Source organism: Streptomyces sp. NPDC048436, from assembly GCF_043200355.1.
Lineage (GTDB): Bacteria > Actinomycetota > Actinomycetes > Streptomycetales > Streptomycetaceae > Streptomyces.
Genome location: NZ_JBICXP010000009.1, coordinates 226,817 through 245,508 on the forward strand (window position 1 = coordinate 226,817; position 18,692 = coordinate 245,508).

The window sequence follows — 18,692 nt, forward strand, 5'->3', positions numbered from 1 at the left end:
GGGCGGGGTGTTGTTCGATTGATCTTCCCCTACCCCGCCCGCAGCCTGAGCCTCAGCCCGCGGACTCGCCGAGCGTGCGCGCGAGCACCCCCGCGGCCCGCTCCACGTCAGCGAACCCGACGTACAGGGGAGTGAACCCGAAGCGCAGCACATCCGGCGCCCGGAAGTCGCCCACCACGCCCTGGTCGACCAGGCGCCGCATCACGTCGCCCGCGTCCTGACACCGGAGCGCGACCTGGCTGCCCCGCTCGGCGTGCGCCGCCGGGGTGAGCACCTCGACCCGTCCGGCAGGGACGTAAGCCCCCACGCACTCGACGAAGAAGTCGGTCAGGGCGAGCGACTTGGCCCGCACCGCCTCGATGGACACGCCGTCCCAGACGTCGAGCGCCGCGTCGAGCGCCAGCATCGACAGGATGTCGGGCGTACCGACCCGGCCCCGCACGGCGCCATCGGCCGCCTCGAACCGCGGCCGCATCCCGAAGGGCTCGGCGTGCGAGTTCCAGCCGGGCAGCGGGGAGTCGAAGCGGTCCTGGAGTTCCTCCCGTACGTAGATGTACGCGGGCGAACCCGGGCCCCCGTTCAGGTACTTGTAGGTGCAGCCGACCGCGAGGTCCACGCCGTGCGCGTCGAGCCCCACGGGCAGCGCGCCGGCGGTGTGGCACAGGTCCCACACCACGAGCGCGCCCGCGTCGTGCACGGCCGCCGTGAGGCCGGGCAGATCGTGCAGCCGGCCCGTGCGGTAGTCGGCGTGGTTGAGCAGGACCACGGCCGTGCGCGGGCCGATGACGTCGCGCACGTCGCCGGGTGCCACCGGAACGAGACGGCAGCCCGTCATCCGCGCCGCGGACTCGGCGATGTACCCGTCCGTGGGGAACGTCGTCGCGTCGACGACGATCTCGTCCCGCCCCGCGTCCGTGTCACGGGCGATGCGCACGGCGGCGACCAGCGCCTTGAAGACGTTCACGCTCGTCGAGTCGCCGACGACGATCCGGCCGGGGCCCGCGCCCACGAGCGGGGCTATGCGGTCGCCTATGCGCTCCGGGGCGGTCCACCAGCCGCTCTCGTCCCAGGAGCGGATGCGGAGTTGGCCCCACTGGCGGGAGATGACGTCGGCGATCTTCTCCTGGACGCCGACGGGCAGCGCGCCCAGCGAATTGCCGTCCAGGTAGACGGAGTCGTCCAGAACGAACTCGTCCCTCTTGCCCCGGAGTTGGTCTGCCGCGTCCAGCTTCGCCGCCTGCCCGGCCAGAGCACCCTCAGACATGGCTCCTCGCAGTCCACAGCTCGGGGAAGACATTCTTCGTCGCGCGCTTCTCCAGCCAGGCCACGCCCGCCGAACCGCCGGTGCCCGTCTTGGAGCCCATCGCGCGGCGCGTCGCCACCAGGTGGTCGTTGCGCCAGCGCCACACCAGTTCGGCGACGTCCGTCATCGTCTCGCCGAGGCGGGCCAGTTCATCGCTCTCGTCGCCGGAGTAGAGGTCGGTCCACACCTGCTCGACCTCGGGCGAGGGCTCGTACTTCTGCGTCAGGTCGCGCTGGAGCACGGCGGTCGGCACGGCGTGCCCGCGCCGGGCGAGCAGGGCGAGGACCTCGTCGTACAGGCTCGGCTCCTGGAGCGCCTTCTCCAGCTCCGCGTGGACACGCGGCGCGCCCCGGTGGGGCACCAGCATCGACGCGGACTTGTCGCCGAGCAGGAACTCCATGCGGCGGTACATCGCGGACTGGAATCCGGATCCCTCGCCGAGCGCCGAGCGGTAGGAGTTGAACTGCGCGGGGGTCAGCTGGGCCAGCGGGCGCCAGGAGGCGTTCAGCGCCTCCAGCTCGCGGAGGCTGCGCTTGAGCGCTGCCACGGCGGCGGGGACGTCGTCGCGGCGCAGGGCGTGCGACGCGGTCTCCCACTCGTGCACGATGACCGTGAACCACAGCTCCATCACCTGGGTGGTGACCAGGAAGACCATCTCGCCGGGGTCGTCCGAGCGCAGGTGCTGGAGGTGCGTGAGGACGTCCGCCTGGACGTAGTCCTCGTAAGGGGTGGTTCCTGCGAAGTCGAGGTTCGGGGTGTCCGCCTCTTGGGACATCGCGATCTCCTTGATACGTACTCCGGGTAGCGGTCCGCCCCTGCCGTTACCGACACGGGGGCCCCGGTCCCCACCGGCATCCTCCGCAACATCACGGAAAACGGCAAGACCTGCCTGGTCACAGCGGCGTCCAGGCAGGTCACGTACGTCTTCGGGTGCTAACCCAGGGTGTCGGCGGCCGTCTGGGAGGAGTCCCGCAGGAAGCCCGCGCAGCGCTCGTACTCCTCCTGCTCACCGATCGACTGGGCGGCGCGCGCGAGCCCGTGCAAGGCGCGCAGGAAGCCGCGGTTCGGCTCGTGCTCCCACGGCACCGGGCCGTGGCCCTTCCAGCCGCTGCGGCGCAGGGAGTCGAGGCCGCGGTGGTAGCCGGTACGGGCGTACGCGTACGACTCGACGACGCTGCCCCGCTCGAACGCCTCGTCGGCGAGCTGCGCCCAGGCGAGCGAGGAGGTGGGGTACTTCGCCGCGACGTCGGCGGGCGCGGCCCCGTTGGCGAGCAGCTCGCGCGGCTCCGGGTCGTCGGGCAGGTGGGTCGGGGGCGGTCCCCCGAGCAGATCCTTGTGAATGGCCATGGGTTCCAGTCTGCGCCATGGCGCCCCGCGCGAAGGGCCCGGTACCCCCTCCTGGGACGGGGTACCGGGCCCTTCGCGCGGAAAAGCGGTGCTTACTTCAGCTTCGTGCCCGTGGAGCGCAGGTTGCCGCACGCCTCGGTGACGCGCTTGGCCATGCCCGCCTCGGCGGACTTGCCCCAGGTGCGCGGGTCGTACAGCTTCTTCGAGCCGACCTCGCCGTCGACCTTCAGGACGCCGTCGTAGTTCTTGAACATGTGGTCCGCGACGGGACGCGTGAAGGCGTACTGCGTGTCCGTGTCGAGGTTCATCTTCACGACGCCGTTCTCCAGGGCGGTCGCGATCTCCTGCGCGGTGGAGCCGGAGCCGCCGTGGAAGACGAAGTCGAACGGCGACTGCTTGCCGTACTTGGCGCCGACGCCCTCCTGGAGGTCCTTGAGGAGCTCGGGGCGCAGGACGACGTTGCCCGGCTTGTAGACGCCGTGGACGTTGCCGAAGGACGCGGCCAGGAGGTAGCGGCCCTTCTCGCCCAGACCGAGGGCCTCGGCCGTACGCAGCGCGTCGTCGACGGTGGTGTACAGCTCGTCGTTGATCTCGTGCGTGACGCCGTCTTCCTCGCCACCCGTCGGGGTGATCTCGACCTCAAGGATGATCTTCGCGGCGGCGGCCTTGGCGAGCAGCTCCTCGCCGATGGCCAGGTTGTCGGCGAGGGTCTCGGCGGAGCCGTCCCACATGTGCGACTGGAAGAGCGGGTTAAGGCCGGCCTTGACGCGCTCGGCGGAGACGTCGAGCAGCGGGCGGACGTAGCCGTCCAGCTTGTCCTTGGGGCAGTGGTCCGTGTGCAGCGCGACCGTGATGTCGTACTTCGCGGCGACGATGTGCGCGAACTCGGCGAGGGCCACAGCGCCCGTCACCATGTCCTTGTTGTACTGGCCGCCCAGGAACTCCGCACCACCGGTGGAGATCTGGATGATGCCGTCGCTCTCGGCCTCCGCGAAGCCGCGCAGGGCCGCGTGCAGGGTCTGCGAGGAGGTCACGTTGATGGCCGGGTAGGCGAACTTGCCTGCCTTCGCCCGGTCGAGCATCTCGGCGTAGACCTCGGGAGTTGCGATGGGCATGTGTCCGCTCCTTGGGATGTGCGGGTATGTGCTTGGCCCTGACCTATGGGGGCGACGTCATCGTCGCCCCCATCTTTCCAGACTTGCCGGACCTCTCCGGCCGCAGCAGCCGGAGCGCTCCGGTCCGGGCTCCGGTCCGGGCTCTGGTCCGGCCTCTAGTCCAGGCCGAGGTCGTCCTTGGAGTACGCGAAGAGGTACGGCACCCCGGCGCCCTCGGTGATCTTCTCGCCCGCCCCGGTGGCACGGTCCACGATGGTCGCGACGCCGACGACCTCGGCGCCCGCCTCGCGCACGGCCTCGACGGCGGTGAGCGGGGAGCCGCCGGTGGTGGAGGTGTCCTCGACGACGAGAACGCGCCGCCCCTTGATGTCGGGCCCCTCCACCCGGCGCTGCATGCCGTGGGCCTTGGCGGCCTTGCGCACGACGAAGGCGTCGAGCCGCTTGCCCCGGGCCGCTGAGGCGTGCAGCATCGCGCCGGCGACGGGGTCGGCGCCCATCGTCAGGCCGCCCACGGCGTCGAAGTCCAGGTCGGCGGTGAGGTCCAGGAGGACCTGGCCGACCAGGGGGGCGGCCTCGCCGTCGAGGGTGATGCGGCGGAGGTCGATGTAGTAGTCGGCCTCCAGACCCGAGGAGAGGGTCACCTTGCCGTGCACCACGGCCTTGTCCTTGATCTGCTGCAGCAGCTCGGCACGTACGTCAGTCATGCGTGTCAGCTTAAAGCCGCCGCCAGGTCCAGGTCGTCGCGCTCTCCAGGGGGTCGATGGGGGTGACGAGGCGGGGCAGGGTGTTGAGCCCGTCCGGCGGGCCGGTCTGCGGCTCCACGCACACGGCGGCCTCCTGCTCGTCGTAGACGACGGCCCACTGCTCGCGGCTCTTCACCGTCAGCTCCAGCTGCCCGGGCCAGGTGAGCGTGACGTCCACGCCGTCGGGCATCCCGAAGCAGTCGTCCCAGGGGCCGGGGGTGGGGGCGACGCGCTTTCCCGTGGGGAGGTGGTCGTCGCCGCGCTCCTCCTGCCAGGCGGCGTCGAAGTCGATGCGTACGTCTTCTTGGCCGAGGTTCCGCTTGAACCAGGGGTGCCAGCCCGCCTGGGCCGGGAAGGAGTCGCCGTACGTCTCGATGCCGAGGGTGAGGGTGAGGGAGTCCTCGGTCAGGGCGACGATCTGGGTGACGCGGCCTTCGTAGGGCCAGGGGTCGGTGAGGTCGTACGTGAAGGCCGCCTCGCTCTTGCCCGTACGCGCGGTGCGCCAGGCGGCGTCGCGGGCGAAGCCGTGGATGGCGTGGGGCGGGGAGTTCAGCGGCATCTGGTGGACCGTGCCGCCGTTGCGGAACCTGCCCTCCCGGATGCGGCCGGCCCAGGGGGCCATGGGGAAGCAGCCGTAGCGCTCCCCCTGCCGCAGCAGTTCGACTCCGCCTACCCGAAGGCTCCCCAACCGGCAGCCGTTGCCCGCCTGCACAGTAACTTCCGCGTCGCCCGCGGTCAGTGTCACGTCATCGCTACTCACGGGGTCGACCCTACGGGCCCCAGGAAACTACCGCCGTCGCCGAAGCACCCGTCCCGCCACGATCGCCGAGGCGAGGACCACGGCAGCCGCGGGCGCGGCCCACCGCAGGGTGTCCCGCGTCGACATGGCCTCCGCCGCGGGCGACGGCGCGTACCGGCCCCGGGGCGGTGCGTGGTCGACCTCCTCCGCACTGCGGCCGATCATCGTGCGGCGCGCGTGCGCGGCCTCCGCGGGCACGACGACCTCGTCGACATCGTCGGCGTCGATCTCCACGGCTTCGTCACGGTCGACGTCGAAGGACGACGGCGGCACCTCGGTCTCGAAGACGGAGGACGGGTCATCGGGAGCGACGACGTCCTCGAGCTCGGGCGCCACGGGCTCGGGTTCCGGGGCCGACCCAGGATCCGCGTCAGGACCTGCCCCCGCGCCAAGGCCCTCCGCGAACCGGTCGAGCAGCCGGCACACCGCGCCTTCCACAGCCTGTGGAGAACTTTCGGAGATACGCCCCTCGCCCGCGCCGGTCCCGCTGAAGACGACCTGGGTCCCGCCCTCGCCGGGAACGAGCAGCACCGAGAGCGAGAACTTCACGGAGCCGCCGCCCCGCACCTCCACGCCCTCGCCCTCGATCGCGTACGTCCCGTCGCTGCGCGCGGCGACGCGCGCCGCGCCCCGGTACGTGATCGTGTGCCCCCCGGCCCGCACCTTGAGGCGGCCGGAGAGGGGCGCCGCGGACTCCTCAGCGTCGCGCTGAAGTCCGGGCACCGCCCCCGCGGTCCGCTCGGGGTCACTCAGCACCCGCTGCAGGCGGTCGGCGGGAACCGGAACGAACACCTCATGCTCCATGGCAGCCGAGCCTACCCACGAGGCCGACACCATGTACGACAGTTCGTCAGTTCGTGTACCGCGGGTGCACCAGCGTGGAGGGGGTCAGCCCCCGCATCCTCGTCCGTTCGGCCGATTCCACGCCCACCCGCGGCAGCGCCATGGTCCTGGGCGGCGCGAGGGCCGGACGGTCCCTGGCCGCGAGGACGAAGCCCCAGTCGCGCGGCGCCGACGTGCCGCCCGCCGTCCTCTCCGGCCCCGCCGCGAACCCCGAGAGCCTGCCGCCCATCCGATACGGCTCGGTCCGCAGACCCGCCGCCCGCAGCGTCGCCTCCACCGTCCAGAAGACGCGGGGCCTGGTGGCGACGGGTCCCGCGTGCACGACGAGGCGCCCGCCCGCGGCCAGGGCCCGGCGGGCCAGGCCGTAGAACTCCTGGGAGTAGAGCTTGGCGCTCGCGGTGATGCCGGGGTCGGGCAGATCGGAGATCACCACGTCATACGTACGGGGCGGCGAGCGCAGCCAGCGGAACACGTCGGCGTTCACCACCGCCACCCGGGGGTCGCGGAACACGTGCTCGTTCAGCTCGCTCAGCGCGGGGTCGCTGCGCGCGAGCTCCACGACCCCCCGGTCGAGTTCGACGACGTCCACCTGCCGCACCCCGTGGTGGCGCAGCACTTCCCGCGCCGCGAGGCCGTCACCGCCGCCGAGTACGAGGACGCGGGCGCGGCGGCCGTGCATCGCGGGGCCGACGAGCGCCCGGTGGTAGCGCTGCTCGTCGCGGCCGCTCACGCGCAGCCGTCCGTCGAGGTAGAGGTCGAGAGAATCGTGCCTGCCGCCGGTGAGCACCACTTCCTGGACGTCGGTCTGCAGGGCGACCCGGACGTCCTTGCCGTAGACCGCGCGCCGCGCCGCCGCCTCGAAGTCGCCGACGAGCACGGCCGCGGCGGCGAGCACGCCGAGGACGGTGACGTTCGCGACGAGCAGCGCCCAGCGGCCGCGCACGCTCAGGTCCCGCCGGAACAGGCCGAACACGAGCGCGCCGCCCGCGAACACGTTGACCGCGCCGGTGATCAGTGCCCCGGTCAGCTGGCCGAGCAGGGGGAGCAGGAGGAAGGGGAAGGCGAGGCCGCCCACCAGCGCGCCCACGTAGTCGGCGGCGAACAGGTCGGACACCGCGCCGCTGGCGTCCTGCCGCCTGATGCGCTGTATGAGCACCATCAGCAGCGGCACTTCGGCGCCGATGAGCAGGCCGATGGCGAGCGAGAAGGCGACCAGCAGATACCGGGATCCGCCCGCCCACACCTCGCCCCGGTCGCCGGTCCAGGCGAACGCCGCGTACAACGCCATCGCGCTCAGCCCGCCGACCAGCGCGAGCGCCGCCTCGACCAGACCGAACCCGACCGCCGCCCGGCACCGCAGCCGCTTGGCGAGCAGCGAGCCGATGCCCATGGCGAAGACCATCACCGAGAGGACCACCGACGCCTGGGTGACCGAGTCGCCGATCAAGTACGAGGCCAGGGCGACGAGTTCGAGTTCGTACACCAGTCCGCAGGCGGCGCAGATGAAGACGCCTGTGAGGACGAGTAGCCGCCCCGTCCGGGGCGTGACGGGTAAGTGCGCTGACGGCTCGATCACCTTGGGAACGCTACGTCACCGAACTCTCACATCTAGTCACCCACAAGGGTGTAACTGGATGCCAGAGGTGTATCTGGGGCGCGGCAAGGGGCACTTGGTGACGCGCCGTACAGACCTTGGCCGGACCGCATGGATCGCGCATGTCACAGCGCCGCCGGGGTCCGCACCCCCACCCGGGTGCGCGTGGCGACGAGTTGACCGTCCTGTGGGTAGGCGTGCCAGGTGCGCCACTGCACCGAGCCTTCGTGGCGCTGCGCGAGCATCGCCGTGAACGCGTGCGGGCTGCCGGGGAAGACCCCGGCCAGGCCGTGCGGGTGCTCGGCCACCAGAGCGAGCAGCTCCTGTGCGCGGCCCGCGAACTGGCCGCGCGAGAGCGTCTCGACACGCGCGGCGAATTCGTACTCCCAGTCGCCCAGGCGCTTGGAGACGCCGAGCGGCAGTGGCGTGCTGCTGCCGGGGATACAGGCGACGGTCTCGGAACAGGTGCCCTGATCCTCTTCGAGGAGCACCTGGTGCGACGCGCCGAGGAGTCTCAACTCCATTCTGGCGTCGGCCAGTTCGAGTTCGAGTGTGGCGAGCGCGGGCAACGGCTCGCGCCCCAGGGTCCAGGCAAGGTCCGCGGCGCACGTGTCGGTATAGACAGTCTTCAGGGTCGTGAGCATGGGTCGGCTCCGCTACACGCAATGGAGGTGGTGCCGGCACACCCGGTCGGACACCGGGAGGCCGGAATGCCGGCTCGTGCCCATACGGACGACCTCGTTGTCCAAGTCGTCCGTCTGAGGGCGGTGCTGACGGTTTAGAGGGAATCATGGACTGCTGCACTGACACAGCGTTTTTACCCAACTTCGGAGGGTTTCCATCCCCTCGGGGGCTGCACAGTTCAACTGTTCAATCCGTCAACGACAAAGTGCCCGCCAGGAGTTGCCTCCCACCGGGCACTTCAACAGATGGACGGACCAGCTGCCCCGTGTCAGCTGCCTCCGCCACCGCCACAACCGCCACCGCCGCCGCAGGAGGAGCTCCCGCCGCAGGACGATCCACCGCCGCAGGAGCTGCCGCCGTGGTGGCCGCCGCCGTGGTGACCGCCGCCGCTGTCGCCGCCGCCGGCCCACCAGCTGCCGCCGGACCCTGCCGCGCCTGCTGCCCCCGAGTGCGAATGCGACCGGCTGCCGCGTCCACGGCCACCTGCGGCGGCGAGTGCGACGACGACCACAACCACACCGACAAACACGAAGACCAGGATCATGATCCCCACGCCCTTTCTGTTCCCCCGAAGCAGGCCCCCCGTGGGTCCGCGTTCTCTCGTTGTTCTTGCGTGAAAGGGGGATGCCCCGCCCTGTCGTGGCCCAACACAGAGTTGAGGAAGTCCAGAGGTTCGGCGCAGGATGGCGGCCATGACCTCCACATCCGGGAGCGGACGCCCGCTGCTCAACCGCCGCCTCGCCGAGTTCGGCACGACGATCTTCGCCGAGATGTCAGCGCTCGCGCTGAAGACGGGCGCCATCAACCTCGGCCAGGGCTTCCCCGACACGGACGGTCCCGAGGAGATCCGTGAGGCGGCGGTGCGTGCCCTGCGCGACGGCCGCGGCAACCAGTACCCGCCGGGCCCCGGCATCCCCGAGCTCCGCACGGCCATCGCCGAGCACCAGCGGCGCCGGTACGGCCTCGCGTACGACCCCGACCGCGAGGTCCTGGTCACCGCGGGCGCCACGGAGGCGATCGCGGCGTCCCTGCTCGCCCTCGTGGAGCCCGGCGACGAGGTCATCGCCCTGGAGCCGTACTACGACTCGTACGCGGCGTCGATCGCGCTCGCGGGCGGCACACGGGTCCCCGTGACGCTGCGCCCCGACGCGGGCCGCTTCCGCCTGGACCTGGACGAACTGCGCGACGCCATCACGCCCCGCACCCGGCTGCTCCTCCTCAACACCCCGCACAACCCGACCGGCACGGTCCTCACCCGCGCGGAGCTCACCGAGATCGCGAAGCTCGCGGTCGAGCGCGACCTCCTCGTGGTCACGGACGAGGTCTACGAACACCTCGTCTTCGACGACGGCGACGGCACGGCGCACATCCCGCTCGCCTCCTTCCCCGGCATGCGTGAGCGCACGGTGACCATCGGCTCCGCGGGCAAGACGTACTCCTTCACCGGCTGGAAGGTCGGCTGGATCACCTCCACGCCGGAGCTGGTGACGGCGGTCCGCTCGGCCAAGCAGTTCCTCACCTACGTCGCCTCCGGCCCCTTCCAGTACGCGATCGCGGAGGCCCTCGCCCTGCCCGACTCGTACTTCACGTCCTTCCAGCAGGACATGCGGGCCAAGCGTGACCTCCTGAGCGAGGGCCTGACCGCGGCGGGCTTCGACGTCTACCGCCCGGCGGGCACGTACTTCGTCACCACCGACGTACGCCCCCTCGGCGAGGCCGACGGCTTCGCGTTCTGCCGGGCGCTGCCGGAGCGCGTCGGGGTGGTGGCCATCCCGAACGCGGTCTTCTACGACCACCGCGAGGCGGGCGCCCCGTTCGTGCGGTTCGCGTTCTGCAAGAAGGACGAGGTCCTGGCGGAGGCCGTCTCGCGGCTGAAGTCGCTGTGACGCGAAAGCCCGGCCGGGCTGCCCAGTGGTGGGCGCCCCGGCCGGGCTCTCGCTCGGACGTGGTCTAGGCCTCGTCGTCGCCAGGCTTCTCTTCGCCCTCGGTGGCGTCGACCTCGGCCTCGAGGCCGAGCTGCTCGACGAGCCAGCGGTCGAACTCGATCGCGGCCCGCACCCAGCTGACCGTCGACGACACGAAGTGCTCAAGGGCGACGCCCGTGCCGATCAGCATCTGCGCCTCGCCGATGAGGCGGACGGTGCCGTCGTCGTGCGTGTGCGTGTAGACCTTCGGCCACAGCGTGCGGCGGTTCCAGTCGTCGAGCGCCTCGAGGAGCTGGGGCTTCTCCTCGATGCCGTGCGCACGGTCGTAGAACGTCCGGACCGAGAAGACCTGCTGGTCGTCCTCGCCACGGAACATGAAGTACGTACGGAACTCCTCCCACGGCGCCGCGAGGTCTCCCTCTTCGTCGACGACGTGCTTGAGCTCCATCTGGTCCAGGAGCTGCTTGACCAGGTCCTGGTCGGGGACAACGGGGCCCGCCGGTCCATCGCCCTGCTGCGGTTCGGGCTGTCCCCCGAAATTCGGAATCGAGGACGGGTCGATGCTCACGTGCTTAGTCCCTTCGTACGGATTCCGCCATCCTCCCCCATGTCGGGCGGGGGCCCGCAACCCCCGCCCCCGATGTGACCGGGTTATGTCGTCCTGAAGTGCTTCACAGGGACTTTCCCGGTGTATTCACCGGTGTGCTTCCCGTCGCCGGGCCGACGATCAGACCGTCCCCGAAGACGTCCACGCGCACCGTGTCCCCGTCCTTGACCTCGCCCGAGAGGATCTCCTTCGCGAGCCGGTCGCCGATGGACGTCTGGATGAGACGCCGCAGCGGGCGCGCACCGTACGCGGGGTCGTTGCCCTCCTCCGCCAGCCACGCCAGCGCGTCCGGCGAGACGTCCAGCGTGAGCCGCCGCTCGGCGAGGCGCTTGGCGAGGCGGCCGATCTGCAGCTCGGCGATGTGCGCGAGCTCGTCCTTTTCGAGCGCCGAGAAGACGACGAGGTCGTCGAGGCGGTTCAGGAACTCCGGCTTGAAAGAGGCCCTCACCATGGTCAGGACCTGCTGCTTCTTCTCCTCGGCCGACGTCGCCGGCTCGACGAGGAACTGGCTGCCGAGGTTGGAGGTCAGCACCAGGATGGTGTTGCGGAAGTCCACCGTCCGCCCCTGCCCGTCGGTGAGCCGCCCGTCGTCGAGGACCTGGAGCAGTACGTCGAAGACCTCCGGGTGCGCCTTTTCGACCTCGTCGAGGAGTACGACGCTGTACGGGCGCCGCCGCACGGCCTCGGTGAGCTGGCCGCCCTCCTCATAGCCGACGTAGCCGGGAGGAGCGCCGACCAGCCTGGCCACGCTGTGCTTCTCGCCGTACTCGCTCATGTCGATGCGGACCATGGCGCGCTCGTCGTCGAAGAGGAAGTCGGCGAGGGCCTTCGCCAGCTCCGTCTTGCCGACGCCGGTCGGCCCGAGGAAGAGGAAGGATCCGGTGGGCCGGTCGGGGTCGGCGATCCCGGCGCGGGTGCGCCGCACGGCGTCCGACACCGCGCGCACGGCCTCGGTCTGGCCGATGAGCCGCTTGCCGAGCTCGTCCTCCATGCGCAGCAGCTTCTGCGTCTCGCCTTCGAGGAGCCGCCCAGCCGGAATACCCGTCCAGGCGCCGACCACGTCGGCGATGTCGTCGGGCCCGACCTCTTCCTTGACCATGGTGTCCTTGGAGACCTCTTCCTCTGCCTCGGACGCCACCTCCAGGTCGTGTTCGAGGGTGGGGATCTCGCCGTAGAGCAGCTTGCTCGCGGTGTCGAAGTCGCCGTCGCGCTGGGCGCGTTCGGCCTGCCCGCGCAGTTCGTCGAGCTTCTCCTTCAGCTCACCGACGCGGTTGAGGGACTGCTTCTCCTTCTCCCAGCGCGCGTTGAGCCCGCGCAGCTCCTCCTCCTTGTCGGCGAGGTCGCGCCGCAGCCTTTCGAGGCGCTCCTTGCTCGCGGGGTCGGTCTCCTTGCTGAGCGCGAGCTCCTCCATCTTCAGCCGGTCGACGGCGCGCTGGAGCTCGTCGATCTCAAGGGGAGAGGAGTCGATCTCCATCCGCAGCCGGGACGCGGCCTCGTCGACGAGGTCGATGGCCTTGTCGGGCAGGAAACGGGAAGTGATGTACCGGTCGGAGAGCGAGGCGGCGGCGACGAGCGCGCTGTCGGCGATCTGGACCTTGTGGTGGGCTTCGTACCGCCCCTTGAGACCGCGGAGGATGGCGATGGAGTCCTCGACGGAGGGCTCGGCGACCAGCACCTGCTGGAAGCGGCGCTCCAGGGCGGGATCCTTCTCGATCCGCTCGCGGTACTCGTCGAGGGTGGTGGCGCCGACCATCCGCAGCTCGCCGCGGGCGAGCATGGGCTTGAGCATGTTTCCGGCGTCCATGGCGGAGTCACCGCCCGCACCGGCCCCCACGACGGTGTGCAGCTCGTCGATGAAGGTGATGATCTGCCCGTCGCTCTCCTTGATCTCGGAGAGGACCGTCTTCAGGCGTTCCTCGAACTCACCGCGGTACTTCGCGCCCGCGACCATGGCGCCGAGGTCGAGCGAGACGAGCCGCTTGTTCTTCAGCGACTCGGGGACGTCGCCCTTCACGATGCGCTGCGCGAGCCCTTCGACGACGGCGGTCTTGCCGACGCCGGGCTCGCCGATGAGCACGGGGTTGTTCTTCGTACGCCGGGAAAGGACCTGCACCACGCGGCGGATCTCCTGATCACGCCCGATGACGGGGTCGAGCCGTCCTTCTCGTGCCGCGGCGGTGAAGTCGGTCCCGAACTTCTCCAGAGCCTTGTACTGACCTTCCGGGTCCGGTGTGGTCACCCGGCGTCCTCCCCTTGCCGTCTCGAACGCGTCGAGCAGCTTCTTGGCGGTGGCTCCGTGCCGGCTCAGGATCTCACCGGCGGCGCCGCCCTTGGCAGCTGTGCCGATCAGCAGATGCTCGGTCGAAAGATAATCATCGCCCAGCTCCTTCGCCCGCTGCGAGGCGTCGGCGATGACCGCGAGCAGCTCGCGGTTGGGCTGGGGCGGTGCGACGGTCGACCCGGTGACGCTGGGCAGTGCGGCGAGCGCGCGCTCGGCGTCGGCGCGGACTGCCACCTGGTCGGCGTCGACCGCGGCGAGCAGGTCGGTGATGTTCTCGTTGTCCTGCCCTTCCAGCAGGGCGAGCAGCAGATGCGAGGGGGTCAGATCGGCATGCCCGCCCTCCACGGCCCGATTGCTGGCCGCGTTGATGGCATCCCGGCTCCTGTTGGTCAGCTCGGCGTCCACGTGTGTCGTCTCCTCCTTGCGGTACGTACGGCGGCCTGGCGGCCTCACCTGGCCCATCTGACTTACCTAGCGTACATAAAGTTGAGTCTATTCCACTCAAGGGTCGCGTCGCGATGCCGTAGTCGAGGGGCCCGGCAGCAACCGGTTAGGTTCCCTCCATGGCCATCGACCCGCTCCACCCGACCCCCGCCTACCTCAGCTTCTGGCGCGAACGGCACCTGTGCACGCTGACGACCCCGCGCCCGGACGGCACCCCGCACGTGGTGCCGGTCGGCGTGACGTACGACCCTCAGGCGGGTGTCGCCCGCGTACTCGCGAACAAATCGAGCACGAAGGTCTCCCACATCCTCGCGGCGACGGGCGTGGACGGGCCAGGGGCGCGGGTGGCGGTCTGCCAGGTGGACGGGCGGCGCTGGGCGACGCTGGAGGGGCAGGCGTACGTGCGTACGGAGCCCGGGGAGATCGCGGAGGCGATGCGGCGCTACGAGGAGCGGTACGGGCGGGTGCCGAGGGAGAACCCGGACCGGGTGCTGATCGAGATCGAGCTGACGCGGGCCATGGGCAAGGCGTGACGTCCGTCCGGCTCGCGACCCCGGACACAGCACAGCGGCGCCACCGTGTTCAGGTCCACGGTGGCGCCGCTGCTGGGGGAAGCACCTACGCGATTTACAACGACGGGGGAATCGCGTCAGGCGCTGCGGGGGGTGGCTGTGATGGCTCTTGTAGTGCGTGAACTCTGCTGATCCTGCGGCTGGTGTTGGTGCTGCCGGTCCTGCTGACCCGGCTCACCGACCAGCTGGTGGTCACGCCGGTCGAGATTGACGAAGACCATCCCGTACCGAATGGCACACCGCACGGGCTGCGGGGCGCCGCGCGGCTTACGGAGGCACCGGTAGGCCCGGATCTCCTCCTCGTCGTCACGGGTGACGACGACTGGCTCACCGAGGAGAGTGACCATCAGGGAGTCGCCCGCGTGGGGTATCGCGGTGGCGAGATCGATGAAGTGCCAACCGGAGCGGTAGGCGGTGGCCATTTCTCGGCGGAAGGTGCGGTCGTCGGGGGGAGTGCTCATGCGACTACACCCGGCCTCCCGACAGTCCAGCCCGTATCCGTCGCCGGGGACGCCGTCACGCGGGTCCAGCCCGTATCCGTTATCGGGGCCGTTTCCACGCTCGTCCAGCCGGTGTCCGGTGGGGCCGCCTCTCGGGCAACCCCCGCTCCATGGCTCGAGCCACTCAGAACACCGAGGGCCAGGGCGGCAGAGAAGACAGTGGCAAGCACTGAGCCAAGCATTCTCACGCGCATAGTCGGCTTCGTCCTCACTTGATGGATTCCTCTCCCCCGGCCAACATGACGATGGCTCATTCAGGCATGTCAATGCCACAGGAGCGATGCATCATGTTCCTGCACGTTCAGGACCCTGGGGGGTGGAGATATGACCGCGATTTACGCAAAGCCGACACATCCCCATGCTGTCACTGAGCTGTGCGACGAAGGAGCACAGCTTTACGCCAGCGCGTTGCGTACCGGTCGCATCACCCGCGTCGAGGTCGAACCCGCCCCGTGTCTCGTGGAATTCGGTCTCCTCCACCCCGATCCCGACGACGCGAACTGGCTCCGCCCCGTTCCACCGTCCGTCGCGCTGGCACAACGGCTGCATCCGCTGGAACGAGAGATCCAAGATCGCAGACGGCTCGCCATCGAACTGACCGACTCCTTCGATCCATTCGTCGCCATCAGCACCCAGAGCGCTGCCAGCATCCACGCGATCACCGTGCTGGAGGGGTTCGAGCGGATCAATGCCGCACTGAACTCCGCCACCGCCGAGTGCAAGACCACGGTGCTCACGATCCAGCCCGGCGGCGGCCGCCCTGTGGACGCGCTGACCCAGGCCCTGGAGCGCGACAGGCCGCTCACGGACCGCGGAGTCAGCATCCGCACGCTGTACCAGCACACGGCCAGGCACAGCCAGGGAACGCTGGCCTACGTGGATCGCATATCCGGCGGCAAGGTCCAAGTGCGCACCCTCGAAGAGCTCATCGAGCGTTTGATCATTTTCGACGGGACCGTCGCCTTCATCCCGGCCAGTGACGACCGCCGGGTCGCTCTTGAGCTGCGTCATCCTGGACTGGTCGAGTACCTCAGCAAGGTCTTCGAGCAACTGTGGCAGCGCGCTGTCCCGCTGACGGAGGAAGTCCCCTACGACATCACTTCGGACGGCATAACCGGAGTCCAACGCACCATCGCCAAACTCCTCATCGAGGGCCACGTGGACGAGGCGATCGCCCGGCGCCTCGGCATGAACGTCCGCACCTGCCGCGCCCACATCGCCAAGATCGCTGCCGCCCTGGGCAGCGGCAGCCGTGCTCAACTCGGCTACCTGATCGCCCAGTCAGGAATCCTCGAGAAGGACCACTGAACCCGGGGAGGAGCGTTCCGACGTGACGACTGAGCCCCACACGCACGGGGTCGACGAACTGTGTGATGCGGGCTCGGCACTGTACGCCCGCGCGCTGGCCGAGGGCCGCATCCACAGCGAGAGCGTGATCGGAGTTCCTTGCCTGGCCGACTTCGGGCTGCTGCGTTCGGACGGCAACGACACACGGTGGCTCCTGCCCACGCCGCCTGCCGTCGCCCTTCCCCGGTTGCTGCGGATCATCGAGGAAGACATTGCGCACCAACGGCATCGCGAGACGAAACTGGCCGATCTTTTTGAGCCACTCATGACGCTCGGCACTCACAAAGCCTCCACAACAGACGCTCCGTCGGTCACACTTCTCCACGGCTTCGAGCGCATCAATTCAGCCATATCCGAAGCCATGGCCCGTGCTTCTCGCGAGTTGCTCACCGTCCAGCCCGGCGGCACCAGAGCTCCTGAAGTCCTGGCGGCGGCGCTCCCCCTTGAGCAGGCACTTCTCACGTGCGGTGGCCGCATGCGCACGCTCTACCAGCACACGACACGGCACGCGCTTCCGGTCCTCGCCCACTTCGAACAACTGGACGGCGACGTCGAGGTCCGCACCCTCGACGAAGTCACCGAACGGCTTGTCGTCATCGACCGGACCGTGGCCTACATCCCCGCGAACAAAGACCGCACGGCGGCCCTCGAAGTACGCCAACCCGCCCTGGTCGACTACCTCGCCACCGCCTTCGAACGCTTCTGGCGCTTGGCCACCCCCATGCATCCGCGGCCCGCTCCGGAGCCCTCCGGCCATGGCATCTCCACCCGGCAACGCGCGGTAGCCGGATTCCTGGTCGAAGGCCTCACCGACTCCGAGATCGCCGCACGCCTTGGCCTCAATGTCCGCACCGCCCGCGTCCACATCGCCAAACTGGCCGCCACCCTCGGCAGCAAGAGCCGGGCCCAGCTCGGGTACCTCATAGGCCGCTCAGGCATCCTCGACCAGCAGAAATGACGGACCTCTCGGCCGCTGTTCCCGCCCAGGACGCGATTGGCCCCGCATAGAATCGCGTCGCTTCAACCACTGGGGAGGGGGCCAGAGTGCACGTCGAGCACCCGCCGCACGGCGTCGAGCAGCTCTGCGCCGCAGGCTCAGCCCTCTACACCCGAGCCCTGCGCGAAGGTCACATCCCAGGTGAAGACGTCGCCCAGGCACCCTGCCTGCTCGACTTCGGCCTGCTCCACCCCGACGCGCACGACCTGCGCCGGCTGCGCCCCGCCGCACCCGCCACCGCTCTCCCCCGCCTGCTGCGCACCATCGAGGACCGCGTGACGGACCAGCGCCGCAACGAGGAAAGACTCATGGCGGCCTTCGAGCCGCTCATGGCGCTCGACGCGCGGCTCGCCTCCGCCGCCGACGACGACCCCGCGATCACCGTCCTCGACGGCCTCGAACGCATCAACTCCGCCATCGACCGGGCCATGACCGACGCCACGGAAGAGTTCCTCGCCGTACAACCCGGCGGCACCCGCCCCCCGGAGACCTTGGCCGACGCCCTCCCCCGCGATCAGGCACTGCTCTCCCGCGGCTGCCGGATGCGCACCCTCTACCAGCACACCACCCGCCACTCACTCCCCGTCCTCGCCTACTTCGAGCGGCTCGAAGGTGACGTGGAAGCACGCACCCTGGACGAGGTCACGGAGCGCCTCTTCGTCTTCGACCGGACCGTGGCCTTCATCCCGGCGAGCAAGGACCGCAGCCTCGCCCTGGAGCTGCGCCACCCCGCCGTGGTCGAGTACCTCGCCACCACCTTCGACCGCCTCTGGCGCCTCGCCACCCCCATGTGGCCCCAGGCCGCCCCGCAACCCCCCGCGAACGGCATCACCGCGCGCCAGCGAGCCATCGCCGCCCTCCTCACCGAGGGCCTTACGGACTCCGAGATCGCCGCCCGGCTCGGCATGAACGTCCGCACGGCCCGCGTCCACATCGCCAAACTCGCCGACACCCTCGGGAGCCACAGCCGAGCCCAACTCGGCTTCCTCATAGGCCAGTCGGGAGTTCTGGACCAACAGAGCTGACCGGCGCCTTTCCCAGCTCGAACCACACCCCCTTCGCGTACCGCCCCGCCCGCTCATCCGCCACACCCCACGCGTCGGCCATCTCCGCGACCAGGGCAAGACCCCGGCCCCAGCAGGCCGCCGCTCCGGCAGCCGGGTGTGCGACCACCGGCGGGTCCGGGCTCTCGTCGAAGACCGTCAGGCGCAGGCGCGCCGGGGTCAGCAGGATCCGCAGCATCGCCGCGCCCTTGGTGTGCAGGTGCACGTTCGTGACGAGTTCCGAGGTGCAGAGGGTCGCCGGCATCACCAGCGCGTCCCGGTCCAGGGTGCGGAGCACCGCCCGTACGAAGTCCCGGCAGACCTTCGGCGCGGTCGCGTCGCCGGGGGCGAAGAGGCTGTAGTCGTACGTGAGTTGAGCCGCGCGGTGCGGTGCGCGGGGCCCGTCCGGGCAGGCGGGGGCAGGGGGCATGGCGGTTCTCCCGTCGGGAGGTGAGTGAGGGTGCCCCACACCGGGCGATGGCGCTGCCCTTGAGCTCCTTGCGGGGCCTTCGGGTGCCTTTCGGCTTATGGGCAGGGGGAGTTGAGCA

The 18,692-nt window shown here is 70.1% G+C and carries 18 protein-coding genes; 5 read left to right on the top strand and 13 right to left on the bottom strand.

Going from position 1 to position 18,692, the window contains the following annotated elements:
- Positions 1–52 precede the first annotated feature (52 nt).
- The 9 genes from kynU to ACGFX9_RS28740 form a co-directional block, all read right to left on the bottom strand.
- Positions 53–1,264, bottom strand: coding sequence for a kynureninase (gene kynU / locus ACGFX9_RS28700; RefSeq protein WP_393478328.1), 1,212 nt, complete (start codon positions 1,262–1,264; stop codon positions 53–55).
- Positions 1,257–2,078 (bottom strand): tryptophan 2,3-dioxygenase family protein, encoded by an 822-nt coding sequence (locus tag ACGFX9_RS28705; protein ID WP_393478331.1) that lies wholly within the window; start codon positions 2,076–2,078, stop codon positions 1,257–1,259. The genes kynU and ACGFX9_RS28705 overlap by 8 nt, the downstream gene beginning before the upstream one ends.
- Before the next feature lie 158 nt (positions 2,079–2,236).
- On the bottom strand, positions 2,237–2,650 hold the full coding sequence (locus tag ACGFX9_RS28710; protein WP_361829148.1) for a DUF3151 domain-containing protein: 414 nt from the start codon (positions 2,648–2,650) through the stop codon (positions 2,237–2,239).
- A gap of 92 nt (positions 2,651–2,742) precedes the next feature.
- Positions 2,743–3,765, bottom strand: a complete 1,023-nt coding sequence (gene fbaA, locus ACGFX9_RS28715) for a class II fructose-bisphosphate aldolase (RefSeq protein WP_393478335.1) — start codon at positions 3,763–3,765, stop codon at positions 2,743–2,745.
- Between the two features lie 155 nt (positions 3,766–3,920).
- A complete protein-coding gene (gene pyrE / locus ACGFX9_RS28720; RefSeq protein ID WP_393478338.1) occupies positions 3,921–4,469 on the bottom strand; it encodes an orotate phosphoribosyltransferase in 549 nt (182 codons plus the stop codon).
- A 10-nt stretch (positions 4,470–4,479) separates the two neighbouring features.
- Complete coding sequence (locus ACGFX9_RS28725) at positions 4,480–5,268, bottom strand: aldose 1-epimerase (protein ID WP_393478341.1); 789 nt, start codon at positions 5,266–5,268, stop codon at positions 4,480–4,482.
- A gap of 27 nt (positions 5,269–5,295) precedes the next feature.
- Positions 5,296–6,111 (bottom strand): SRPBCC family protein, encoded by an 816-nt coding sequence (locus ACGFX9_RS28730; protein WP_393478343.1) that lies wholly within the window; start codon positions 6,109–6,111, stop codon positions 5,296–5,298.
- 46 nt (positions 6,112–6,157) lie between these two features.
- Positions 6,158–7,726, bottom strand: a complete 1,569-nt coding sequence (locus ACGFX9_RS28735; RefSeq protein ID WP_393478348.1) for a polyamine aminopropyltransferase — start codon at positions 7,724–7,726, stop codon at positions 6,158–6,160.
- A gap of 143 nt (positions 7,727–7,869) precedes the next feature.
- A complete protein-coding gene (locus tag ACGFX9_RS28740) occupies positions 7,870–8,388 on the bottom strand; it encodes a DUF2617 family protein (RefSeq protein WP_393478352.1) in 519 nt (172 codons plus the stop codon).
- 723 nt (positions 8,389–9,111) lie between these two features.
- On the opposite strand from ACGFX9_RS28740, the gene ACGFX9_RS28745 reads away from it, so the two are divergent.
- Entirely contained in the window at positions 9,112–10,314 is a 1,203-nt protein-coding gene (locus tag ACGFX9_RS28745; RefSeq protein WP_393478355.1) for a pyridoxal phosphate-dependent aminotransferase, read from the top strand.
- 64 nt (positions 10,315–10,378) lie between these two features.
- On the opposite strand, the gene ACGFX9_RS28750 is transcribed toward ACGFX9_RS28745, so the two are convergent.
- Both ACGFX9_RS28750 and clpB read right to left on the bottom strand, forming a co-directional pair.
- Positions 10,379–10,921, bottom strand: a complete 543-nt coding sequence (locus tag ACGFX9_RS28750; RefSeq protein WP_393478358.1) for a YbjN domain-containing protein — start codon at positions 10,919–10,921, stop codon at positions 10,379–10,381.
- A gap of 103 nt (positions 10,922–11,024) precedes the next feature.
- A complete protein-coding gene (clpB, locus tag ACGFX9_RS28755) occupies positions 11,025–13,646 on the bottom strand; it encodes an ATP-dependent chaperone ClpB (protein ID WP_393478627.1) in 2,622 nt (873 codons plus the stop codon).
- A gap of 158 nt (positions 13,647–13,804) precedes the next feature.
- Between clpB and ACGFX9_RS28760 the strand changes: the two genes are divergently transcribed.
- Positions 13,805–14,218 carry a pyridoxamine 5'-phosphate oxidase family protein gene (locus tag ACGFX9_RS28760; protein WP_393478361.1) on the top strand — a complete coding sequence of 138 codons (414 nt, stop codon included), beginning with the start codon at positions 13,805–13,807 and terminating at the stop codon, positions 14,216–14,218.
- A 116-nt stretch (positions 14,219–14,334) separates the two neighbouring features.
- On the opposite strand, the gene ACGFX9_RS28765 is transcribed toward ACGFX9_RS28760, so the two are convergent.
- The gene (locus ACGFX9_RS28765; RefSeq protein ID WP_393478364.1) at positions 14,335–14,718 is read right to left on the bottom strand and encodes a hypothetical protein; all 384 of its coding nucleotides are present in this window, start codon (positions 14,716–14,718) and stop codon (positions 14,335–14,337) included.
- Positions 14,719–15,081: 363 nt separating this feature from the next.
- Here ACGFX9_RS28765 and ACGFX9_RS28770 point away from each other — a divergent pair, with 363 nt between their 5' ends.
- The 3 genes from ACGFX9_RS28770 to ACGFX9_RS28780 all read left to right on the top strand — a co-directional run bounded on the left by ACGFX9_RS28770 (position 15,082) and on the right by ACGFX9_RS28780 (position 18,126).
- Positions 15,082–16,065, top strand: a complete 984-nt coding sequence (locus ACGFX9_RS28770; protein WP_393478366.1) for a helix-turn-helix transcriptional regulator — start codon at positions 15,082–15,084, stop codon at positions 16,063–16,065.
- A gap of 22 nt (positions 16,066–16,087) precedes the next feature.
- Positions 16,088–17,062 carry a LuxR C-terminal-related transcriptional regulator gene (locus tag ACGFX9_RS28775; protein WP_393478369.1) on the top strand — a complete coding sequence of 325 codons (975 nt, stop codon included), beginning with the start codon at positions 16,088–16,090 and terminating at the stop codon, positions 17,060–17,062.
- A gap of 86 nt (positions 17,063–17,148) precedes the next feature.
- Entirely contained in the window at positions 17,149–18,126 is a 978-nt protein-coding gene (locus ACGFX9_RS28780) for a LuxR C-terminal-related transcriptional regulator (protein ID WP_393478372.1), read from the top strand.
- Here the strand turns inward: ACGFX9_RS28780 and ACGFX9_RS28785 are convergent.
- A complete protein-coding gene (locus ACGFX9_RS28785) occupies positions 18,089–18,574 on the bottom strand; it encodes an ATP-binding protein (RefSeq protein ID WP_393478375.1) in 486 nt (161 codons plus the stop codon). The two genes, ACGFX9_RS28780 and ACGFX9_RS28785, sit on opposite strands and share 38 nt — an antisense overlap.
- Between the last annotated feature and the right edge of the window lie 118 nt (positions 18,575–18,692).